The 20443-nt window shown below is 74.2% G+C and carries 21 protein-coding genes; 7 read left to right on the forward strand and 14 right to left on the reverse strand.

Annotated elements, in window-relative coordinates; genetic code table 11:
• Nucleotides 1-12: 12 nt before the first annotated feature.
• From GCU56_RS17135 to GCU56_RS17160, 6 genes are all read right to left on the reverse strand, one after another.
• Nucleotides 13-807: an enoyl-CoA hydratase/isomerase family protein gene (locus GCU56_RS17135; protein WP_163482954.1), complete on the reverse strand. Its 795-nt coding sequence runs from the start codon at nt 805-807 to the stop codon at nt 13-15.
• On the reverse strand, nt 791-2083 hold the full coding sequence (locus tag GCU56_RS17140) for a CoA transferase (protein ID WP_204332287.1): 1293 nt from the start codon (nt 2081-2083) through the stop codon (nt 791-793). The genes GCU56_RS17135 and GCU56_RS17140 overlap by 17 nt, the downstream gene beginning before the upstream one ends.
• A 3-nt stretch (nt 2084-2086) precedes the next feature.
• The gene (locus tag GCU56_RS17145; protein ID WP_163482955.1) at nt 2087-2500 is read right to left on the reverse strand and encodes a Zn-ribbon domain-containing OB-fold protein; all 414 of its coding nucleotides are present in this window, start codon (nt 2498-2500) and stop codon (nt 2087-2089) included.
• Nucleotides 2501-2526: 26 nt separating this feature from the next.
• Entirely contained in the window at nt 2527-3675 is a 1149-nt protein-coding gene (locus GCU56_RS17150) for a thiolase family protein (protein WP_163482956.1), read from the reverse strand.
• A gap of 16 nt (nt 3676-3691) precedes the next feature.
• On the reverse strand, nt 3692-4453 hold the full coding sequence (locus GCU56_RS17155) for a glucose 1-dehydrogenase (protein WP_163482957.1): 762 nt from the start codon (nt 4451-4453) through the stop codon (nt 3692-3694).
• Between the two features lie 70 nt (nt 4454-4523).
• A complete protein-coding gene (locus GCU56_RS17160) occupies nt 4524-5489 on the reverse strand; it encodes an ABC transporter substrate-binding protein (protein ID WP_163482958.1) in 966 nt (321 codons plus the stop codon).
• 110 nt (nt 5490-5599) lie between these two features.
• Here GCU56_RS17160 and GCU56_RS17165 point away from each other — a divergent pair, with 110 nt between their 5' ends.
• Nucleotides 5600-6109, forward strand: coding sequence for a MarR family transcriptional regulator (locus GCU56_RS17165; protein ID WP_163482959.1), 510 nt, complete (start codon nt 5600-5602; stop codon nt 6107-6109).
• A gap of 154 nt (nt 6110-6263) precedes the next feature.
• On the forward strand, nt 6264-7010 hold the full coding sequence (locus GCU56_RS17170) for an MBL fold metallo-hydrolase (RefSeq protein ID WP_239522442.1): 747 nt from the start codon (nt 6264-6266) through the stop codon (nt 7008-7010).
• A 4-nt stretch (nt 7011-7014) separates the two neighbouring features.
• Here GCU56_RS17170 and GCU56_RS17175 read toward each other — a convergent pair whose 3' ends face one another.
• Nucleotides 7015-7638 carry a TetR/AcrR family transcriptional regulator gene (locus GCU56_RS17175; protein WP_345771897.1) on the reverse strand — a complete coding sequence of 208 codons (624 nt, stop codon included), beginning with the start codon at nt 7636-7638 and terminating at the stop codon, nt 7015-7017.
• Nucleotides 7639-7699: 61 nt separating this feature from the next.
• Between GCU56_RS17175 and GCU56_RS17180 the strand changes: the two genes are divergently transcribed.
• The gene (locus GCU56_RS17180) at nt 7700-8107 is read left to right on the forward strand and encodes a RidA family protein (RefSeq protein WP_163482960.1); all 408 of its coding nucleotides are present in this window, start codon (nt 7700-7702) and stop codon (nt 8105-8107) included.
• Between the two features lie 7 nt (nt 8108-8114).
• Here GCU56_RS17180 and GCU56_RS17185 read toward each other — a convergent pair whose 3' ends face one another.
• Nucleotides 8115-9413 carry an amidohydrolase family protein gene (locus tag GCU56_RS17185; protein ID WP_163482961.1) on the reverse strand — a complete coding sequence of 433 codons (1299 nt, stop codon included), beginning with the start codon at nt 9411-9413 and terminating at the stop codon, nt 8115-8117.
• 64 nt (nt 9414-9477) lie between these two features.
• Here GCU56_RS17185 and GCU56_RS17190 point away from each other — a divergent pair, with 64 nt between their 5' ends.
• The 3 genes from GCU56_RS17190 to GCU56_RS17200 are packed head-to-tail and all read left to right on the forward strand — an operon-like array spanning nt 9478 to nt 11488.
• Nucleotides 9478-10170, forward strand: coding sequence for a DedA family protein (locus GCU56_RS17190; RefSeq protein ID WP_163482962.1), 693 nt, complete (start codon nt 9478-9480; stop codon nt 10168-10170).
• Nucleotides 10167-10853 (forward strand): HAD-IA family hydrolase, encoded by a 687-nt coding sequence (locus tag GCU56_RS17195; protein ID WP_345771898.1) that lies wholly within the window; start codon nt 10167-10169, stop codon nt 10851-10853. The genes GCU56_RS17190 and GCU56_RS17195 overlap by 4 nt, the downstream gene beginning before the upstream one ends.
• The gene (locus tag GCU56_RS17200; protein ID WP_345771899.1) at nt 10850-11488 is read left to right on the forward strand and encodes an alpha/beta hydrolase family protein; all 639 of its coding nucleotides are present in this window, start codon (nt 10850-10852) and stop codon (nt 11486-11488) included. The genes GCU56_RS17195 and GCU56_RS17200 overlap by 4 nt, the downstream gene beginning before the upstream one ends.
• Before the next feature lie 34 nt (nt 11489-11522).
• On the opposite strand, the gene GCU56_RS17205 is transcribed toward GCU56_RS17200, so the two are convergent.
• From GCU56_RS17205 to GCU56_RS17220, 4 genes are all read right to left on the reverse strand, one after another.
• The gene (locus GCU56_RS17205; protein ID WP_163482963.1) at nt 11523-12428 is read right to left on the reverse strand and encodes an SRPBCC domain-containing protein; all 906 of its coding nucleotides are present in this window, start codon (nt 12426-12428) and stop codon (nt 11523-11525) included.
• Between the two features lie 149 nt (nt 12429-12577).
• On the reverse strand, nt 12578-13438 hold the full coding sequence (locus tag GCU56_RS17210) for an FAD binding domain-containing protein (protein ID WP_163482964.1): 861 nt from the start codon (nt 13436-13438) through the stop codon (nt 12578-12580).
• A 61-nt stretch (nt 13439-13499) separates the two neighbouring features.
• On the reverse strand, nt 13500-15992 hold the full coding sequence (locus GCU56_RS17215) for a xanthine dehydrogenase family protein molybdopterin-binding subunit (protein WP_163482965.1): 2493 nt from the start codon (nt 15990-15992) through the stop codon (nt 13500-13502).
• Nucleotides 15989-16543, reverse strand: a complete 555-nt coding sequence (locus GCU56_RS17220) for a 2Fe-2S iron-sulfur cluster-binding protein (RefSeq protein ID WP_163482966.1) — start codon at nt 16541-16543, stop codon at nt 15989-15991. Before GCU56_RS17220 ends, GCU56_RS17215 begins: the two co-directional genes overlap by 4 nt.
• 301 nt (nt 16544-16844) lie before the next feature.
• Here GCU56_RS17220 and GCU56_RS17225 point away from each other — a divergent pair, with 301 nt between their 5' ends.
• Nucleotides 16845-17831, forward strand: a complete 987-nt coding sequence (locus GCU56_RS17225; RefSeq protein WP_163482967.1) for an iron-siderophore ABC transporter substrate-binding protein — start codon at nt 16845-16847, stop codon at nt 17829-17831.
• Nucleotides 17832-17835: 4 nt separating this feature from the next.
• Here the strand turns inward: GCU56_RS17225 and GCU56_RS17230 are convergent, their stop codons facing one another.
• Nucleotides 17836-19062 (reverse strand): MFS transporter, encoded by a 1227-nt coding sequence (locus GCU56_RS17230; RefSeq protein ID WP_163482968.1) that lies wholly within the window; start codon nt 19060-19062, stop codon nt 17836-17838.
• A 45-nt stretch (nt 19063-19107) separates the two neighbouring features.
• Nucleotides 19108-20430, reverse strand: a complete 1323-nt coding sequence (locus tag GCU56_RS17235; RefSeq protein ID WP_163482969.1) for a phytochrome sensor protein — start codon at nt 20428-20430, stop codon at nt 19108-19110.
• Nucleotides 20431-20443: the final 13 nt, after the last annotated feature.

Genomic DNA, 20443 nt, shown 5'->3' on the forward strand with positions numbered 1-20443 from the left:
GACCGCTGGGGCTCAGCGGGCGCGCCACCGGGGCGGCCGCTTCTCGGCGAACGCCTGCCGCCCCTCGAGCCGGTCCTCGGTGTCGCGCAGGGCGCCCCACAGCTGGTTCTCCAGGGCCAGGCCGTCGCGGAGCGGCAGGCTGGCCCCGGCCGTGGCGGCCATCTTGGCGGCGCGGACCGACAGCGGCGCCGCGGCGCAGATGGTGCGGGCCAGCTCTGCCGCCGCCGAAGCCAGCTGCGCCGGCTCGTACAGGTCGCTCACCAGCCCGAGTCGGTGGGCGTCCGCGGCGTCGATCCGCTGCCCGGTCAGCAGCATCTTCATCGCCACCGCCTGGGGTATGGCCCGCATGAGCCGCTGCGTGCCCCCTTGCCCGGCGAGGCTGCCCACCTTCACCTCGCTCAACCCGAACTGTGCCGTCGTCGAGGCGATCCGCAGGTCGCAGGCCAGCGCCAGTTCCAGGCCGCCGCCCACTGCCATCCCGTTCACCGCCGCGATGGTCGGCTTGAGGAACCCCTCGGGCGGGGTGATCTGCACCTGCGTCCCGTTCAGCACGTCCGCGATGAACGACCGCTGCGGCGGAGGGGTCTTCTTCAGGTCGGAGCCGGTGCAGAAGAAGCGCTCCCCCGCCCCGGTCAGGACGACCACCCAGACGTCCTCGTCGGTGGCGGCCAGCTCCCAGGCGTCGCGCAGGGCGGCGACGGTCGCGGGATCCAGGGAGTTGCCTGCGCTCGGACGGTCCAGCGTCAGCGTCAGGACGTGGTCGTCGCGGGTGACGCCGAGGCCGGGGGTGTCAGCGGGGTCGCTCATGACTGGCGGATCTCCAACTCGTCGTACGGATGGCGCCGCCCGGGAGCCGGGCAGCGGACTGTGGGGCCGTCGCGGCCTGGTCGTTGGTCGACCGCTGCAGGACGACGCCGTCGTCCTGCAGCCGGGTGATCTCCGGCGCCGAGTAGCCGAGCTCGGCGAGGACCTCCGCGGTGTGCTCACCCACCAGAGGCGCCGACCCCAGCGGTGGGGCGGGCGTGGCGGAGAGCCGGATGGGCACGCCGATCGTCTCGATGGCGCCCAGAGGGTGCGGGAGGGAGGCGATCATCCCGTTGACGGCAACCTGCTCCGAGGCGACCAGGGCCTCGTAGTCGAGGATGGGCGCGCACATGAGATCGGCGGCCTCCAGCCGGGGCAGCCAGTCGGCGGTGTCCCGCGTCGACAGACGCCCCTCCAGCTCGACGCGCAGCTGCGCACGGTGGCGCATCCGCGCCGCGTTGTCGATGAAGCGAGGATCGTCGACGAGGTCCGGCCGGCCGAGCGTCGTGCAGAGGGTGCGCCACCGCTCCGGCGTGTACGCCGCGATCATGATGGCGCCGTCCCGGGTCCGGTAGGCCTCGTTGGGCGTGCTGTAGGCCGCGCCGCTGCCGGGCTTGCGGGGGAGCTCCCTGCTGTCCAGGTACATCGTCAGTGGCACCTGCTGGAACGCCAGCATCGAGTCCAGCAGCGACACGGAGACGTGCTGGCCCCGGCCTGTGCGCTGGCGGGCCAGCAGAGCCAGCAGCACGCCCTGGGCCGCCTGCAGTCCCGTGGTCATGTCGGCGGCCGGCAGGCCGGCCTTGACCGGTTCCGCGCCCTCGATGCCGGTGATGCTCATGAAGCCGCTCATGGCCTGCAGGACGCCGTCGACACCCGGCTTGTCCCGCAGGGGCCCCGAGCTGCCGAACGCGGTGATCGAGCAGTAGACGAGCTGCGGTACGGCCTCGGTCAGCGCCGCCGGCCCCAGGCCCAGCCGGTCCATCACCCCGGGGCGGAAGCTCTCGAGCAGGACGTCGCTGCGACCGGCCAGGCGCCGGAACACGTCCGCGCCCCCGGGGGCCTTGAGGTCGAGCGCCAGCCCGCGCTTGTTCCGGTTCATGCCCTGGGAGGCGACCGCGGAGCCGTGCCAGAACGGCGGCCCGAGGCCGCGGCCCCACTCACCCGTCGTCGGCTCGACCTTGACCACGTCTGCGCCGTGGTCACCCAGGATCGCTGCGGCGGTGGGGCCGGCAGCCCCCTGCGACACGTCCAGTACACGGATGCCGTCCAGTGCCCCCACGGATCAGTCCTGCGCCAGCCGGAACCGGGGGACGGTGGTCTGCGCGGTCACGGCGTCGAACACGACCCGGACCCGGTCACCGACCCGGGCGTCGAGGCGGCCGGGTCCCACCACGTTGCTCAGCATCCGTGGGCCCTCGTCCAGCTGGACGATCGCCACCGTGTAGGGCACGTCATCGGAGAACTCCGGCGCGTACGCCCGGTGGTAGGTGACGCAGGCGAAGACCTCCCCGACCCCGGACAGCGGCACCCACTCCACGCCACCGGACAGGCAGCGGGGGCAGACCTCCGCGATCGGGTAGCGCAGGTGGCCGCACTCCGTGCAGCACTGGACCTGCAACACCTCCCGGCGGGCACCGTCCCAGAAGGGGCGGTTGAGCTCGGTGACCACGGGGAGCGGCTTCCGGTAGTCGTCCATGTGTGCTCCTCTCGGCAGATACGGCGTCAGCGCGTGAGTACGAGGGCGCTGGCGCAGTTGAGCAACATCCCGCGCCCGGTCACCAGGCAGATGTCGGCGTCCGCCACCTGCCGGTCGCCGCCCTCGCCCCGCACCTGGCGCACCCCTTCGATGACCGTGAGCCAGCCCTCCGGGTGAGCGGCCGAGAGGTGGCCGCCGTGGGTGTTCACCGGCAGTCGGCCCCCCAGCCGGATACGGCCGCCCTCGACGAAGGGACCACCCTCGCCGACGCCGCAGAAGCCGGCGTGCTCCAGCCACAGGATGGTGCTGATCGTGAAGTTGTCGTACAGCTGAGCCACCCGGACGTCGCCCGGCTCGATGCCGGCCATCTCGTACGCCCTCGTGACGGCGGTCCGCTGGTGCGGTCCGTACCACCAGTCGGGGTGCCCGAGCTTCTCCGTGGTGTAGGCCTGCCCCATGCCGGCGATCGAGACCGGCGTCGACCGCAGGTCACGAGCCCGTTCACTGCTGGTCACGATGACGCAGGCGCCGCCGTCGGTGACCAGGCAGCAGTCCAGCAGGCGCAGCGGGTCGACGATCGCCCGCGACTCCCGGTGGTCGTCCAGGGTGATCGGCTCACGCATGACCGCCTCGGGGTTGAGCGAGGCGTGCAGGCGCGCGCTGACGGCCACCTCACCGAGCTGCTCGGACGTCGTCCCGTAGAGCGCCATGTGCCGGCTGGCACTCATCGCACTCCACGTGATGGCGCCCAGCGCACCCCAGACCCCCCAGGAGTCCTCCGCGTTCCCGTGTGCGGCATCCGTGGTGCGCGGGCCACGGCTGGTGCGCGGGGTGTCCCCGAAGACGCAGGCGACGTAGGTGGCCTGGCCGGTGGCGACCGCCATCGCGGCCGTCTGGACGAGGGAGGCAGCGGTCGATCCGCCCTGCATCACGGTGTGCGTGAAGGAGGGGTTGATGCCGAGAGCCTCGCCCAGGCGCAGGTAGTCCAGGGCCCAGCCGAACTCCGTCGTCCCCGGCTCGGTGAGCAGCCCGTCGATCTGGTCCTTGTGCAGCCCCGCGTCGTCCAGGGCTCGCACGAAGGCGTCGACGGCGAGGGTCAGGTTCGACGCTCCCGGCGTCCTGCCCTGCTCGGTCACCCCGACCCCGACGACGGCAGCCCGGTCCTTCAGCGACACGTTCGTCACCGCCGGCTCACTCGGCGGAGCTGAGGCTGCGGCCGCCACACACGTACACGTGCTGCCCGGTGACGTAGGACGCCTCGTCGGCGGCGAAGGACTCCACGGCCCAGGCGACGTCCTCGGGTCGCCCGACCCGGCCCATGGGCACGGTGCCGGCGAGGCGTGCCTTCGCCGCGTCGTCGAGCTGCTGGAAGAGCGGCGTCTCGATCAACGCGGGCATGACGCAGTTCGCGGTGATGCCATGGCGGGCCCCCTCGAGCGCCAGGGTCCGCGTGAGGCTGAGCAAGCCCCCCTTGGCCGCCGAGTAGTTGGCCTGTCCGAAGCCACCCAGCCAGGCCCGGGAGCCGATGTTGACGATCCGGCCGTGCTTCTGCTCGCGCATCGGCGCCATGACCTGCTGGGCGGCGAGGAACGGTCCCTTCAGATTGACCCGGATGACCTCGTCCCAGTCCTCCTCGGACAGCTTGAGGACCGTCCGGTCGCGCCCGATCCCCGCGTTGTTGACGAGGATGTCCACGCGTCCGAAGCGAGCCAGTGCCGACGACACGAGGTCGGCAGCACCCTCGCGCAGGCCGACGTCGGCCGCGACGGCGTGCACGGTGGCGCCGGTGTCGGCCGCCAGCTTGCCTGCGGCCTCCTCGGCGCGCTGCTGGTCGAGGTCGTTGACGACGACGAGGGCGCCCGACCGGGCAAGGCGGCCGGCGATGCCCAACCCGATGCCCTGCGCGGCCCCTGTGACCACGGCGACGCGATCCTGAACAGACACGAGTCCCACCCCTTGCTCTCTCCGGTAGTGATCACTGGACGTGCTGTGCCCCCGTCGACCGTCCGGCGGGGGCGGTCGGTCAGGGCAGCAACAGGTCGTAGTCGATGGACTCGGTGATGACGCCCTGCTCCTCCGCGATCTCGGCCAGCCGGCGGATGGAGTCGTCGTTGAGGTCGGGGTCCCACGTGGGGAGGGCGATCTCCGCGGCGAGTGCCGGCTCCATCTCGAGGTGCTCGGCCAGCGCGTCCCGCGCTTCGTCGGCGTTGTCCAGGGCGTACTCCAGCGAGGCGCGCATCGCCCGGTCGAAGCGCTCCGCGACGTCGGCGTTCTCGGTCATGAACTGCTCGCTGCCGAAGTAGACGGCGAGGGTGCCGCCCGGGAGCGCCTCGGCGGCCGGGTCGGTCAGGAGCTGCATCCCGTTCTGCACTCCCAGCGTCTGGAAGGGCTCGACCATGTTGCCGCCGTCGATCTGACCGGCCTCCATGGCGGGGAGCATGTCGGGCCAGCTCATCTCGACGAACTCCACCTGAGACGGGTCGGCGCCCTCCGCCTTCATCCACTCGACGGTGAGGAGCTGCCCCAGATTGCCCAGCGAGGTCACCGCGATGGTCGTGCCCTGCAGGTCGGCGGCCGTCTCGATCCCCGCGTCCGGGCGGACCAGGAGGGCGTTCCCGCCGTCCTCGACTGCGTCCGCCGCCACGGCGCCCTGGCTGACGATCTGCAGCGGCAGGCCCTTGCTGCGCGCGACGAGCACCGAGAGGGCGTTGCCGAAGCCGAGGTCGACCTCGCCGTTGACGACCAACGGGACGATGGAGGCCCCCGACGTGGCTGTGTCGACGGTGAGGTCGATGCCCTCTTCCTCGAAGAACCCCTGCTCGACCCCCATGTACACGGGGACCGTGTCGGCGATGCCGAGTATCGAGATCGCGACCGGCGTCAGCTCCTCCTGCTCGCTCGTCGCGCTCTCCGGCGCGTCGTCGCCGCAACCTGTCAGGAGCAGGACCGACGCCGAGACCGCGCTCAGGAACCGGGCTCGTCCACGCATGGGGCCACCTTCATGTCGTCGCTGACTTGACGGTGGGGAGCATCACCACGATCTGTTGGTAAGTCAAGTAGTACGTGCCACGTACTGTTTCGCCCGGCTACGCTGCTGGCGTGTCAGAGCCCGACGGGCGCCCGGTCGCCACGACCAGCCCAGACGAGATGAGCGCCTTCGGGTCGGCTCCCACACCGTGGTCGGCCGCGTCCGCGGGGAGCACGCTGTTCCTCTTGAGCAAGGTCGGGAGCCGCGCGACGAAGCTGTACAGCGAGGCACTGGAACCGCTGGGCCTCCGGCCGCGGCACGTGGCCGCGCTCCGCTTCCTCGAGAGCCGGGACGGCGCCTCGCAGAAAGACCTGGTCAGCGGCTTGTGGTCGGACTCGAGCTCCGTCGTCAGCCTGGTTGACGAGTTCGAGCGCCAGGGGCTGGCCGAGCGGCGGCGAAACCCACGGGACCGTCGCTCGTACGGCGTGCACATCACGGCGGAGGGACGCCGGGTGCTCCGGTCCACCGAGGCCCTGGCCGAGGAGGTCGAGAGCCGCGTCCTGGCGCGCCTCTCCGGCGCCCAGCGGGAGTCCCTGCTGCGGGTGCTCAGGTCGGTGATCGGCACCGATCCGGAGGTGTGACCGGCCCCCCGGATCCCCGTGCGGATCCGGGGATGTGCACGGAGGGGTGTGTCCGGGGTAGTCGCGGGCATGGCCCCGCCCCCGCCGCCGTCCCCGCCCTCGCCGTCCCGCGCCGACGACGTGACGCTCACCTTCGGCGGGCAACGCCACGACGTTGCTGCGGATCGGCGGCTTCACGCTGCTGACCGACCCGAGCTTCCTGCGCCGGGGGCAGCGCGCCTACCTCGGCAAGGGCCTGTGGACCAAGCGGCTCACCGACCCGGCGCTGCTGCCCACGCAGCTGCCGGCGCTGGACGCCGTCCTGCTGTCCCACCTGCACGGCGACCACTGGGACGACATCGCGCACCGGCACCTCGACCTGGCCACGCCCGTCATCACCACCCAGGAGGCGGCCCGCTGGCTGGCGCGGCGCGGCAGGGAGACCCTCGACCTGCGGCCCTGGCAGCGGCACGAGCTCACCCGGGACGGCGAGACGCTGCGGATCACCTCGGTGCCCGGCGTGCACGGGCCCGGGCCGCTGGCCAGGGTGCTGCCGCCGGTGATGGGCAGCGTGCTGGAGCTGCTGCGCGGCAGCGAGGTGAGCTGGCGCGGCTACATCAGCGGCGACACCCTCTACCGCCCGTTCCTCGGCGAGGTGCTCGAGCGCTGCGGCCCACTGGACGTGCTGATCCCGCACCTGGGCGGTACCAAGGCGCTCGGCATCACGGTGACGATGGACGGCCGGCAGGGCGCCGACCTCGTCGAGCTGCTCAAGCCCCCGGTCACGGTGCCGGTCCACTACGACGACTACGACCGGTTCGCCTCCCCGCTCGGTGACTTCGTCCGCGAGGTGGCACAGCGGCGGGCGCCCGGGGAGATCCGCGCGGTGACGCGCGGGGAGACGATCTCGCTGCGTCCGTAGCCCGTCAGCGGGACGGCGTCCCGGTCGCCCAGCCGGCGCGCACCGAGCGGTGGGCCCGCTCCGGGTCGTCCCCGGCCGCGACGAACAGCGCGGCGGCGACGGCGGGGGCGTGCCCCTCCAGCGACTCCGCGGGCAGGACCCCGGTGAGCACCAGCATCGTGAGCCCGTGCCCGGCCGCCCAGAGCCGCGTCGCGACGGCCTCGGGGTCGCTGTCCGCGGCGAAGCGGCCGCCCTCGCGGGCACGGGCCGCGCAGGCCACCAGCGCCGCGAAGGGCGCGGCCGCCGCCGCGGGGTCCTCCAGGTCGGCCGCGGTGTCGAACATGGCGCGGTAGAGGGCCGGCACGGCCAGGGCGTTGGCCACGTAGGCCGCGCCCAGCGCGGCCAGGTCCCGGACCGGGTCGTCGGTGGCGGGGACGGTCGCCAGCCGGGCGGTCAGCCGGGTGAAGCCCTCCTGCCGGACGGCGCTCCACAGCCCCGGCATCCCGCCGAAGTGCGTGTAGACGGCCATGGTCGACGCCCCGGCCCCCTCGACCAGCGCGCGCAGGGTCACCGGCTCGCGACGGGCGAGCATCTCCGCCGCCCGTTCCACGAGGGCGGCGCGCACGGCGGGGGAAGCGGTCCGGGGCACTTGACCATCGTGCCATAGCAAGGCTATACATAACACCGTCATGCAAAACGGAGGAGGAGACATGAGCGTCCAGCTGATCGACCCGGCGGCCCTGCCGGCCCCGCAGATGTACCGCCAGATGGCCGTGGCCTCGGGGAGCCGGACGGTGTACCTGTCCGGCCAGGTGGCGCGGACCGCGGCCGGCGAGCCCGTCGGTGCGGGGGACCTCGCCGCCCAGGTGGAGCAGGCCTACCGGAACGTCGCCGCGGCGCTGGCGGAGGTCGGTGCCACCTTCGACGACGTCGCCAAGCTGACCGTCTACGTCGTCGACTGGTCCCCGGAGAAGCTCGCCGACCTCGGCGCCGGGGTGACGCGGGCCGCGGAGGCGATCCAGGGCGACCCGGTCCGGCCGACCACCCTGCTGGGCGTCAGTGCCCTCGGCGAGCCGGACCTGCTGGTCGAGGTGGAGGCCGTCGCCGTGCTGGACTGACCGTCGTTCAGCCGCGCGCGAGGCGGGCCGCGCGCGCGGCGACGTCGGCCCGCAGCGCGTCGGCGTCCACCGTGGTGCAGACGCCGTCCCGCACCACCTGCCGGCCACCGACCCAGGTGTCGCGGACCAGCCGGGAGGCGCCCGACCAGACCAGGTGGGTCAGCAGGTCGGCCGGGTCGAGGACCGGCTCGAACAGCAGGTCGCCGGTGTGCACGTGCACCAGGTCGGCCCGGCGGCCGGCGGCGAGCTGCCCGAGGTCGGGCCGCCCGATCGCGTCGGCCGCGGCGCCGGTCGCCAGCCAGAAGGCCTCGGCGGCGGTCAGCGCGGTCGCCGAGCCGGTCGACAGGCGGGCCAGCTGCGCGGCCAGCCGGACGTCGGCGAGCAGGTCCAGCCCGTCGTTGGACGCCGGCCCGTCGGTGCCCAGCCCCACCCGGATGCCGCGCTCGAGCATCGCCGGCACCCGCGCGATCCCGCTGGCCAGCTTCGCGTTGCTCGCCGGGCAGTGCGCCACCGCGACGTCGTACTCACGCCACAGCTCGAGGTCGCCGTCGTCCAGGTGCACGCAGTGGGCCGCCAGCACCCGGCCGCCCAGCACGTCGTGGGCGGCCAGCAGCGCCGGCACCGACAGGCCGTGGGTGGCCAGCAGTCCGGCACCCTCGGTCGCCGTCTCGGCGACGTGCAGGTGCAGCAGCAGGCCGTGCTCCCGGCAGGCCGCGGCGGCGTCCCGGAGCACCGGCAGCGGGATCGTGTAGGCCGCGTGCGGCCCGATGCCGTACTCGACGGTGCCGTCGCCGGGGCCCGCGGCGGCGAGGGCGACCGCGTCGCGCAACTGGTCGGCCAGCGGCGGCAGCCCGGGCAGCGGCAGCAGCGGGCTGGGGATGACCGCCCGCGCGCCGGTCGCGCCCACCGCCGCGGCGATCCGCGTCGGGTGGAAGTACATCTCGACGCTGGTGGTGATGCCGCCGCGGAGCATCTCGGCCGACGCCGCGGTCATCGCCGCCTCGACGTCGTCGCCGGTCAGCCGCCCCTCCCGCGGCCAGATGACCTCCCGCAGCCAGTCCGCCAGGGGCAACCCCTCGGCCTGGCCGCGGAACAGCACCATCGGCGCGTGCGAGTGGGTGTTGACCATCCCCGGCACCAGCACGCCCGGGACGGCGACGAGCTCGGCGTCCCCGGCCGGCGGGGCGTCGGCGGCCGGGCCCACCCACGAGATGGCGCCGCCGTCGACGTCGACCACAGCGTCGGGCAGGACCGTGCCGGCCCGGTCCCCGACGACGACGGCCCGGGCGGTGAAGCGCTGGCGCATGGGCAGCGAAGCTACCCCCGCCGCTGCCCGGTCCCCCTCCGAGCGCGCCGTTACCGTGGAGCCCATGTGGTTCCTCGCCGCCGCGGCGTCCGACGAAGGCGGCATCACCGGCTTCCTGCTCGACATGGTGGAGAAGCTCGGGCCGGTGGGCGTGGGCCTGTCGATCCTGCTGGAGACGGTGATCCCGCCCATCCCCAGCGAGGCGGTGCTCGGCGCGGCCGGGGTGCTCATCAACGAGGGCCGGATGTCGGTCGTCCCGGTGGTCCTGTTCGCGACCCTGGGCTCGGTCCTCGGCGCGGTCTTCTTCTACTACGTCGGCCGGGCGCTGGGCCCGCGACGCTCGCACGCCTTCCTCGACCGGCTGCCCCTGGTGGAGACCGAGGACGTCGACCGCACGTTCGCCTGGTTCGAGCGGCACGGGCGCTCGGCGGTGTTCTTCGGCCGCATGGTGCCGATCGTCCGCAGCTTCATCTCGGTGCCGGCCGGCGTCGTCCGGATGCCGTTCGGTCAGTTCCTCCTGTTCACCACCGGCGGCAGCCTGATCTGGAACAGCCTCCTCATCGGCCTCGGGGTCGCGGCCGGGGACTTCGTGCGGGACAACCTCAAGTACCTCGACTACGCGGTGGTCGCCGCCGTCGTGCTCGGCATCGGCTGGCTGGTCTGGAAGCGGGCCAAGGACGTCCGCCGGCACCGCCGGCAGCGGGCGGCGGGCCCGGGGACCGGTCTCGGGTCCGGCGAGGACGGCGGACGCCCGTGACGGCGCCCGCGAGCCCGCCCGTGCGGCCCCACGTGGTCGCCTTCGACGTCAACGAGACCCTGCTCGACCTCGCCCCGGTGCGCGCGGCACTGGTCGAGCTCGGCCGGCCGGCCGACCTGCTGGCCACGGTCTTCGCCCGCACCCTGCTCACCGGCGTCGCGACGGCGACGGCCGGCACCTGGTGCCGCTTCCGCGACGCCTTCGACGCCGCCCTCGCCCAGCTGACCGACCTGCCCGCCGCGGACCGCGCGCGCGTGGCCGACGCCTTCCTGGAACTGGTGCCGCACCCCGACGTCGATCCGGCACTGCGCCGCCTCGCCGGGGCCGGCGTGCGGGTGGTGACGCTGACCCACGGCTCCCCGGGCGTGGCCGAGGCCGGGCTGCGGCGCGGCGGCGTGCAGGCGCTGGTCGAGCGGTCGCTGTCCAGTGAGGTGATCCGGGCCTGGAAGCCCGCCCGCGAGGTGTACCTGTGGGCGGCCGGTGCCTGCGGCGTCCGGCCGGAGCGGATGACGCTGGTCGCGGCCCACGCCTGGGACGTGCACGGAGCGCTGCGGGCCGGACTCGGCGGCGCCTGGTTCCCGCGCAGCGAGCGCCGTTACCCGGCGGTGTACGACCCGGCCGCCCTGGTCGCCGACGACCTCGCCGGCGCGGTCGACGCGCTGCTGGCCCTGCCGCCCTCGTGATCGACCCGGCCACCGTCATCGACCTGGCCACCCCGCTCGGCCCGGCGCGGGTCACCGCCACCGGGCCGGCGGACGGCGTCCGCGGCACGCTGGTGCTCGGGCACGGCGCGGGCGGCGGGATCGGCTCGGCCGACCTGGTCGGCGTCACCACGTCGGCCGCCGCGGCGGGCTGGCGGGTGCTCCGCGTCGAGCAGCCCTGGCGGGTGGCCGGGCAGCGGATCGCCCCGGCGCCGCCACGGCTGGACGAGGGCTGGCGCGCGGTCATGACCGGCCTGCGCGACGCGGGCTGCCTCGCCGGCCCGCTGGTCCTGGGCGGCCGCAGCGCCGGCGCCCGGGTGGCCTGCCGCTCGGCGGTCGAGCAGGGGGCGGCCGGTGTGCTCTGCCTGGCCTTCCCGCTGTACCCGCCGGGCCGCCCGGAGAAGAGCCGCGCCGTCGAGCTGACCGCGGTGCCCGTGGCGCTGGGGGTCGTGCAGGGCGAGCGGGACGCGTTCGGTCGCCCGGAGGAGGTCGCGGCGGCACTGTCGGGCCACCCGGGAGCGTCGGTCTACGCGGTGCCCGGCGACCACGCGCTGGGCCGGGACGTCGACGTCGTCGCCGCGGCGAGCCTGGACTGGCTGGTGGGTGTCGCCGGGTGACCGATCGGGTCACCCGGCGACACCGGGGCCCAGGTCAGCGGCGGCGCCGACGCCGGGTGAGGAACAGGATCACGACGAGCACCACGGCCGCGCCGGCCGCCGGCGTGGCGTAGCGGGCGAGCGCCGCACCGCCGGCGACCTCGAGCAGGTCGATCGGCTCCGCCTCCGCGACCGGCTTCGGCCGGGACACCGCCGGGGTGCCGGCCGCCGGGGTGCCCGCCGCCGGGGTCGCCGCCGGGGTGCTCGCCGCGGCCGACGGCTCGGACGCCACCGGGGCGAGGTCGGTGGCGGCGGGGGCGGTGCCGGCCGCCGCTGGTGTCGCGGCGGACGCGGCTGCCTTCTTGGCCGCCGTCGCGGTCTTGCGGGCCGTCGCGGCCGCGGCGTTGTCCCCGGGCAGCTGCTCGGCGGAGGCCGCGACCTCCTCGGCGGCGCCGGCGGCGGTGGCCGCCGCCTTCTGCACGGGGGTCTCCGGAGTCGTCGGCGCGAGGCCCTCGTCCCCGGCGCCGAGCTGCGAGGCGAGCTTGTCGGCGAACTGCCCGAGCAGCTTGTTGCCGACGTCGGTCATCACGCCGCGGCCGAACTGGGCGGGCCGGCCGGTGATGTTGAGGTCGGTGAGGACGTCGACGCGCGTGACGGACCCCTCCTCCTTCAGCTGGGCCGTGACGACCGCGGCGGCGGTGCCGTTGCCCCGCTGGTCCTTGGCGCGGGCGTCGATGACGGCCTTGTGGGCGGCCTCGTCCTTCTCGATGAACGACGCCTTCCCCGCGTAGGTGAGGTTGATCGGGCCCAGCTTCACCTTCACCTTGCCGGTGAAGTCGTCACCGGTGACCGAGTCGAGGCTGGCGCCGGGCATGCACGGGGCGATCCGTTCGACGTCCATGAGCACCCGCCACGCCTCGTCGATGGGCACGGGCACGGTGAACGAGTTCTCCAACTGCACGGTGGACCTCCTGGGAGTACGTGGCTCGGCCGGCCCGGCCCCTGGCGAGGCGGGCCGGCCGATGCGGACGAGCGGGTTCCGGGGGCGGGAGCCCCGTCCAGCGCACCGCCCCGAGCGTGCGAGGGGTGGGGAGGACGGGGTCCCTCAAGCTACAGCCCCGCCGCCGCCGTCACCGCCCGACGAGTCAGCACCTGGGCCAGGTGCTGGCGGTAGTCGGCCTGGGCGTTGAGGTCGCTGCTCGGGCTGGTGCCCTCGGCGGCCGAGCGGGCGGCGGCCGCGATCCCGTCCGGGGTCGCGGCCGCACCGGCCAGCGCCGCCTCGGCTGCCGAGGCCCGCAGCGGGGTCGGGCCCATGTTGGTCAGGCCGATCCGCGCCTCGGCGATGGCCCCGTTCTCGCGGCGCACCACCGCCGCGACGGCCACGATCGGCCACGCCTGCGCCACGCGGGTGAACTTCTCGTAGTGCATGCCCCACTGGCCGGCCAGCTTCGGGATGCGGACCTCGACCAGCAGCTCCCCCTCCCCGAGCGCGGTGGTGAGGTAGTCGACGAAGAAGTCCGCCGCGGGCACCGTGCGCCGTGCACCGCCGGGGCCGGCGACGACGAACTCCGCGTCGAGGGCCAGGGCCACGGCCGGCAGGTCCCCCGCCGGATCGGCGTGGGCGAGCGCACCGCCGAACGTGCCGCGCGCCCGCACCTGCCGGTCGGCCACCGTCTCGGTCGCCTCGGCGATGAGCGGGGCGTGCTGCGCGACCAACGGGTCGACCAGCACGTCGTGGTGCGTGGTCATCGCGCCGATGACGATGGCGTCGCCGTCGTCCCGGACGCCGCGCAGCTCGGTGACCCGGCCGAGGTCGACCACGGTCTCGGGAGCGGCCAGCCGCAGCCGCATGACCGGGATCAGGGACTGACCGCCGGCCATGATCTTGACGTCCTCGCCGCCGTCGGCGACCGCCTGCAGCGCCTCGTCGATCGTCGTCGGCCGGACGTAGGCGAACGGTGCGGGGATCATGGCCGGTCTCCTTCGTCGCCCGGGCGGATCATGGCTGTCTCTCCTTCGTCGATCCGGCGGATCACCGGTCTCCTCCCAGCGCGGACGCGTCGGTCGCGACCCCGGCGGTGGTCTCGGTCTGCGCCCCGCCGTAGGCGTTCGTGCCGGCGGTCGCCCGGTCCCCGCCGTCCCCGCCCTGGTGGATGGCGCGCCAGACCCGCTCGGGCGTGAGCGGCATCCGGATGTCGGACACCCCGAGGTGCCGGACGGCGTCCAGCGCGGCGTTCACCACGGCGGGCGTCGAGGCGATGCAGCCGGCCTCGCCGATGCCCTTCGCGCCGATCGGGTTGCCCGGCGCCGGGTGCACGGTGTGGCCGGTCTCGAAGTGCGGCAGGTCGGCCGCCGAGGGGACCAGGTAGTCGACGAAGGTGCCGGTGGTGAGGTTGCCGTCGGCGTCGTACACGGCCTCCTCGTACAGGGCCTGGGCGATGCCCTGGGCCAGGCCGCCGTGCACCTGCCCCTCGACGATCAGCGGGTTCACGATCGTCCCGACGTCGTCGACGCAGGCGTACTTGCGGATCTCGACCCTCCCGGTCTCGGTGTCCACCTCCATGGCGCAGACGTGCGTCCCGTGCGGGAAGGAGAAGTTCACCGGGTCGAAGGTGGCGTCCGCGTCGATCGAGGGCTCCACCCCCTCGGGGAAGTCGTGCGCCGCGAACGTGGCCAGCGCGATCTCCTGGATGGACTTGGTGGCACCCGGCGTGCCGCGCACCGCGAAGGACCCGTTGGCGAACTCGAGGTCGTCCTCACTGGCCTCGAGCAGGTGCGCGGCGACCTTCCTCGCCTTCGCCACGACCTTGGCGGCGGCGTTCACCACGGCGGCCCCGCCGACGACCAGCGAGCGGGAGCCGTAGGTGTCCAGGCCCCGCGGGGAGATCGAGGTGTCGCCGTGCAGCACCTCGACGTCCTCGAACGGCACGCCGAGCTCGTCGGCGACCAGCTGGCTCCACGCCGTCTCGTGCCCCTGGCCGTGCGCGGACGAGCCGGTCACCACCTCGACCTTGCCGGTGGGGAGCATCCGGATCGACGCGTGCTCCCAGCCGCCCGCGCCGTAGGAGAGCGAGCCGAGCACCCGTGAGGGCGCCAGGCCGCACATCTCGGTGAAGGTCGAGAAGCCGATGCCGAGCTGCACCGGGTCGTTCGACTCGCGGCGGCGGCGCTGCTCCTCGCGGAGCTCGTCGTAGCCGAGCAGCTGCAGCGCCTGCTGGGTGGCCCCCTCGTAGTCACCGCTGTCGTACTCGAGCCCGGCGGCCGTGGTGAACGGGAACTCCTCGGCCCCGATCCAGTTCTTGCGGCGCAGCTCGAGCGGGTCCATGTCCAGCTCGACGGCCAGCTCGTCCATGATCCGCTCAATCGCGAAGGTCGCCTCGGGCCGCCCCGCACCGCGGTAGGCGTCGGTCGGGGTCTTGTTCGTGAAGACGCCCCGGCACTCGAAGCGGTAGGCCGGGAACTTGTAGATGCCGACGTACATGAAGGCGCCGAGGATCGGGATGCCCGGGCTCACCAGACGCAGGTAGGCGCCCATGTCGGACAAGATGCGGCAGCGCAGGCCCTTGACGTTGCCCTCGCGGTCGGCGGCGATGTCGATGTACTGGATCTGGTCGCGGCCGTGGTGGGCGCTCATCAGCGACTCGCTGCGGGTCTCGGCCCACTTGACCGGCTTCCCGAGCCGCTTGGCGACCAGGAGGCTGATCACCTCCTCGGGCGTGACCTGGAGCTTCCCGCCGAACCCGCCACCGACGTCGGGGGCGATGACCCGCAGCTTGTGCTCGGGCGTCCCGGTGACCATCGCCAGCATCAGCCGCAGGATGTGCGGCACCTGGGTGGAGGACCACATCGTGTAGTTGTCGCCCTGGGGCTGGACGACGACGGCGCGCGGCTCCATGAACGCCGGGATCAGCCGCTGCTGCACGAACCGCCGGCTGACGACCACCTCGGCGTCGGCGAAGACCTGCTCGGTGTCCACGCCCGTGCCGGCCTCGCCTGCGTCGAACACGAAGGCGAAGCTCTCGTTGGACTCGACGTGGTCGTGGCAGAGGTCGGCCTCCTCGGCGACCGCGGCCTCCATGTCGAGGACGACGGGCAGCTGGTCGTAGTCGACGTCGACCAGTTCGACGGCGTCCATCGCGGCGGCCTTGCTGCGGGCGGCGATCACGGCGACGGCCTCACCGACGTGGTTGACCTCCTCGACGGCGATCGAGGGGTGTCCCGGGTTGACCATGTCCGGCGTGACCGGCCAGGCGCAGGGGATGGAGCCCTGCTCCTCGGCGAAGTCGCGGCCGGTGAACACGGCGATGACGCCGGGCGCCTGCTGGGCGGCGCTCACGTCGACGTTGGCGATCTTGGCATGTGCCACGGGACTGCGGACCACCGCGAGGTGGAGCATGCCCGGCAGGACCATGTTGTCGGTCCAGGTGGTCTTCCCGGTGATCAGCCGGGCGTCCTCCTTGCGCTTGCGCGACTGCCCGACCTCGCGCGCCGGCGCGGTGGTGGCGGGCTCCTCGACCATGGTCATGACTGCGCTCCTGCCACGTGCGGTGCGGCCGCGGTGTCGACGACGGCGAGCGAGACGTGACCGTTGCCCACGGTTCGGTCCTGCGTCCCGCTCATCTCCGCGGCGGCCTGCTGCACGGCCCGGACGATGTTCTGGTAGCCGGTGCAGCGGCAGAGGTTGCCCTCGATGCCCTCGCGGATCTCGGTCTCGCTGGGGCTGGGGTTCTCCGTGAGCAGGTCGATCGAGGCCATGATCATGCCGGGCGTGCAGAACCCGCACTGCAGGCCGTGGCTGTCGTGGAACGCCTTCTGCATCGGGTGCAGCGTGCCGTTCTGCGCGAGGCCCTCGATCGTGGTGACCTCGCTGCCGTCGGCCTGCACGGCGAGCACGGTGCAGGACTTCACGGCCACGCCGTCCAGGTGGACGGTGCAGGCGCCGCAGTTGCTGGTGTCGCAGCCGACGACGGTGCCCACCTTCCCCAGCTGCTCTCGCAGGTGGTGCACCAGCAGGGTCCGGGGTTCGACGTCGTCGGAGTAGCTCACCCCGTCGACCCGCACGTTGATCTGAGTCACTGGTCCTCCGCTCCTCTGCAGGGGTCGTGAGAGAGGGCGCCGGGCGCCACCGGATCGGAGTCTGGCAACCGGGGAGTGACTTAGGCCACGCTTACCTGCACAGGGGGCTCCGGGATCCCCGCGTCAGCGCCCTCCCGGCGCGCCCCGTTCCGCATCCGCGGAGTCCGGCCGCCCGGCCGGCGACGGGGATGCGTGCCGTGAGGAGGTTGCACGGCCGTTGCAGCCCACACCCGCGGAGACCCGGTGATCACCCCGTGACCTCGACGGAGTTAGGTGAGCCTTCCCTACTCCGAGGAGCGTCATGATGAGACCCGCTCTGCGCGGCGCCACCCTGCTCGCCGCCGCCGTCCTCGCCACCGGGTGCAGTTCCGCCCCGGCCGGCGACGACGCCGCCGACGCCCCGTCCGGTGCCTCGTCCGGCGCCTTCCCGGTGACCGTGCCGACGGCGTTCGGGGACGTCACCGTCGAGGAGGAACCCACGCGCGTGGTGGCCCTCGGCTGGTCCGACGCCGAGACGGCGCTCGCGCTGGGCGTGCAGCCGGTGGGCGCCAGCGACTGGCTGGGCTTCGGCGGCGAGGGCGTCGGCCCCTGGGCGGAGGGACGCTACGACGAGGCCCCGGAGATCATCGACACCCTCGAACCCAGTTTCGAGGCGATCGCCGCCCTGGAGCCCGACCTCATCCTCGACACCCGCTCGTCGGGCACGCAGGAGCGCTACGACGCCCTGGCCGCGATCGCCCCGACCATCGGGCAGCCCGAGGGCGTCGACCAGTACCAGACGACGTGGCAGCAGCAGCTGGAGCTGGTCGGCACGGCACTGGGTCGCGAGGAGGAGGCCGCACAGCTCCGGGCGGACGTCGAGCAGCAGGTGGCCGACGCCCGCGCGGCCAACCCGCGGTTCGAGGGCACCGAGGTCGCCGTCGGCGCCTACACGTCGGAGGGCTTCGGCGCCTACGTGCGCGGGGACTCCCGCGTGGACCTCATGGAGGCCCTGGGCTTCACCAACAAGCCGGCGATCGAGGAGCTGGCCGGGGAGAGCTTCTTCGTCCCGGTCTCCGACGAGGAGCTGCGGCTGCTCGACGCGCCGCTCACCGTCGTCTTCCCGATCTTCGTCGAGGCCTCCGAGATCACCGGCAACCCGCTGTGGCAGACGCTGCCCTCGGTCCAGCAGGGCCATGCCGTCGTCCTCGACGACCCGACGCTGGTCAGCGCCTTCTCCAGCGGCTCGACGCTGGGCATCGGCTACGCGCTGGACAACGCCGTCCCGCTGTTCGCCGGGGCGCTGTAGCCGGTCACCCCGCGCGGACCGGCGCCGGCACCAGCCGGGCGCGGCGCTCACGGCGGCGGAGGACGCCGGACGCCGTGAGCGCCAGCAGCCCGACGACGGCCAGCCCGGCGCCCACGACGGCGGGGGCGGTGTAGCCCAGGCCGGCGGCGATCACCACGCCGCCGAGCCAGGCGCCCAGCGCGTTGGCGGCGTTCAGTGCGGAGTGGTTGAGCGCAGCGCCGAGCATCTGCGCCTCGCCGGCGACCTCCATCAGCCGCAGCTGCAGGCAGATCACGAGGACCGATGCGGTCATCGCCAGCAGGAACATGGCGGCGAGGAGGGTGACCGCCCGGCCGGCGGCCACCGGCACCGCGGCCAGCAGCAGGCCCACCGCCACCATGGCGCCCACCAGGGAGCGGAACAGCGCGAGGTCGGCCAGCCGGCCGCCCAGCGCCGTCCCGGCGACCCCGCCGAGGCCGTAGGCCAGCAGCACCCACGGGACCGCGCCGCGGGACAGCCCGGTCACCTCCGTGGTGATCGGCGCGACGTAGCTGTAGACGGCGAACACGCCGCCGAAGCCGACGGTGGCCACGAGCAGGGTGAGCAGCACCTGGGGACGGCGCAGCGCGGTCAGCTCGGTCGCCACCGAGGCCTCCGCGCGGCCGGGGGACGACGGCACGAGGGCCAGCACCGCCAGCACGGTGGCCACCGCGAGCACACCCACCGCCCAGTAGGCCGCCCGCCAGCCCAGCTGCTGGCCCAGCCAGGTGGCCGCCGGCACCCCGACGACGTTGGCCGTCGCCAGCCCCAGCATCACCGAGCTGACCGCACGGCCACGCAACCGCGGCGCCACCAGCGAGGCGGCGACGAGCGACGCGACCCCGAAGTACGCGCCGTGCGGCAGGCCGCTGACGAACCGGGCGAGCAGCAGCGTCGACTGCCCGGGGGCGAGCGCGCTGCCCACGTTGCCCACCAGGAAGGCGGCCATCAGGCCGATCAGGAGGCCACGGCGGGGCAGCCGGCCGCCGAGCGCGGCGAGCACCGGCGCCCCGACCACGACGCCCAGGGCGTAGGCGGAGATGACGTGGCCCGCGGTCGGGATGTCCACGCCCACGCCGGCGGCGATGTCGGGGAGCACCCCCATCGTGACGAACTCGGTGGTGCCGAGGGCGAAGCCGCCCAGGGCCAGGGCGGCGACGGCTGCGACGACCCGCCGGGTGCTCGGGGCAGGGGCGTCGGTCGCTGCGGTCACGTGTGGATGGCAAGGCCGGTGGGCCCCGGTGACATTCCCGCGGGGTCAGTGGACGCGCAACGGGCCGCGAGGTGCCCGGCGCAGGCGGTGCAGGTGGGCGGTGACGGCCGGCCGGCGGGGTGAGCCCGGCGGCAGCCACTCCAGGCAGGTCTGCCAGACCGCGACGTCGTCCTGGGCCTCGGGCAACGTGCCGTAGCGCAGCAGCAGCTCCGGACGGCGGCTGGTCAGCACCGCCTGCCGCAGCAGCGCCGCGACCCGCTGGCGGGCGACCACCACGCCAGGGGCCAGCGACCGGGGCAGCACCGCACCCGGGTAGCGCTCCAGCGCCGGGCCGACCGCGCCGCGGCCCAGCAGCCGGCGCACCTGGTCCAGGTCGGTGTCCAGCGGGCCGAGCAGCCGGTAGGGGCGTGAGGCGACGAGGTGCGCACCGACCAGCCGGCGCAGGCGGGAGAGCTCCGCGCGCACGGTGACCGCGGCGGCGTCGCCGGCGTGGCACTCGGCGGCGAGCTCCTCGGCGGTGCGGCCGTGCCCGGTGACGGCCGCCTCGGCCAGCAGGAGCAGCAGCTCGGAGTGCCGCAGCGACAGCTCGACCGGGCCGGCCGGGAGCCGGAGGCGGGCGCGTTCACGGCCCAGCACGTCCAGCCGCGGCACCGGACGGGGGTTCGGCGGCACCGGCCGGCCCCCGGCGAGCTCCTCGCGGTGGAGCCAGCGCAGCTCGGACTCCACCGCGGCCACCGTCGCGCGCACGAGGGTGAGCACCTGCGGGCTGGCCACGTGGTCGCCGCCGGTGACGTCGATGGCACCCAGCAGCACGCCGGTGACCGGGTGGTGGACCGGCGCGGCCGAGCAGCTCCAGTTCTGCACCGGACGGCGGTAGTGCTCGCTCCCGTAGATCTGGACGGCGTGGTCCACCGCCAGCGCGGTGCCCGGGGCGTTGGTGCCAGCGACCTCCTCCGACCACCGCGCCCCCTCGACGAAGTTCACCCCCTCGGCGCGGCTGCGCAGCCGCCGGTCGCCCTCCACCCACAGCATCCGGCCGGCCGCGTCGGTGACCGCCACGATCATCTGGTCGGCCTCGGCGTCCTCGACCAGCAGCCGGCGGATCACCGGCAGCACCGGCGACAGCGGGTGGGCCGCGCGGTAGGTGAGCAGGTCGCCGTCGAGCAGGTCGACCGGCGGGGCACCGCCGTCGGGGTCGACGCCACTGCCCAGGCTGCGCCGCCAGGAGTCCCAGACCACCGTCCGCACCTGGTCGCGGGGTGGAGGGCCGCCCAGGGTGACCAGGGCCTCGTGGGCGGCGCGCAGGCGGCGGGTGAGCGCGGGGTCGGGCCGGCCGTCGGGCAGCGCGAGCCAGGCACGGGTCGTCACGGCGTCGTCCGCG

This window comes from Geodermatophilus sabuli (assembly GCF_010686765.1).
In the GTDB taxonomy this organism is placed as follows: Bacteria; Actinomycetota; Actinomycetes; order Mycobacteriales; family Geodermatophilaceae; genus Geodermatophilus; species Geodermatophilus sabuli_A.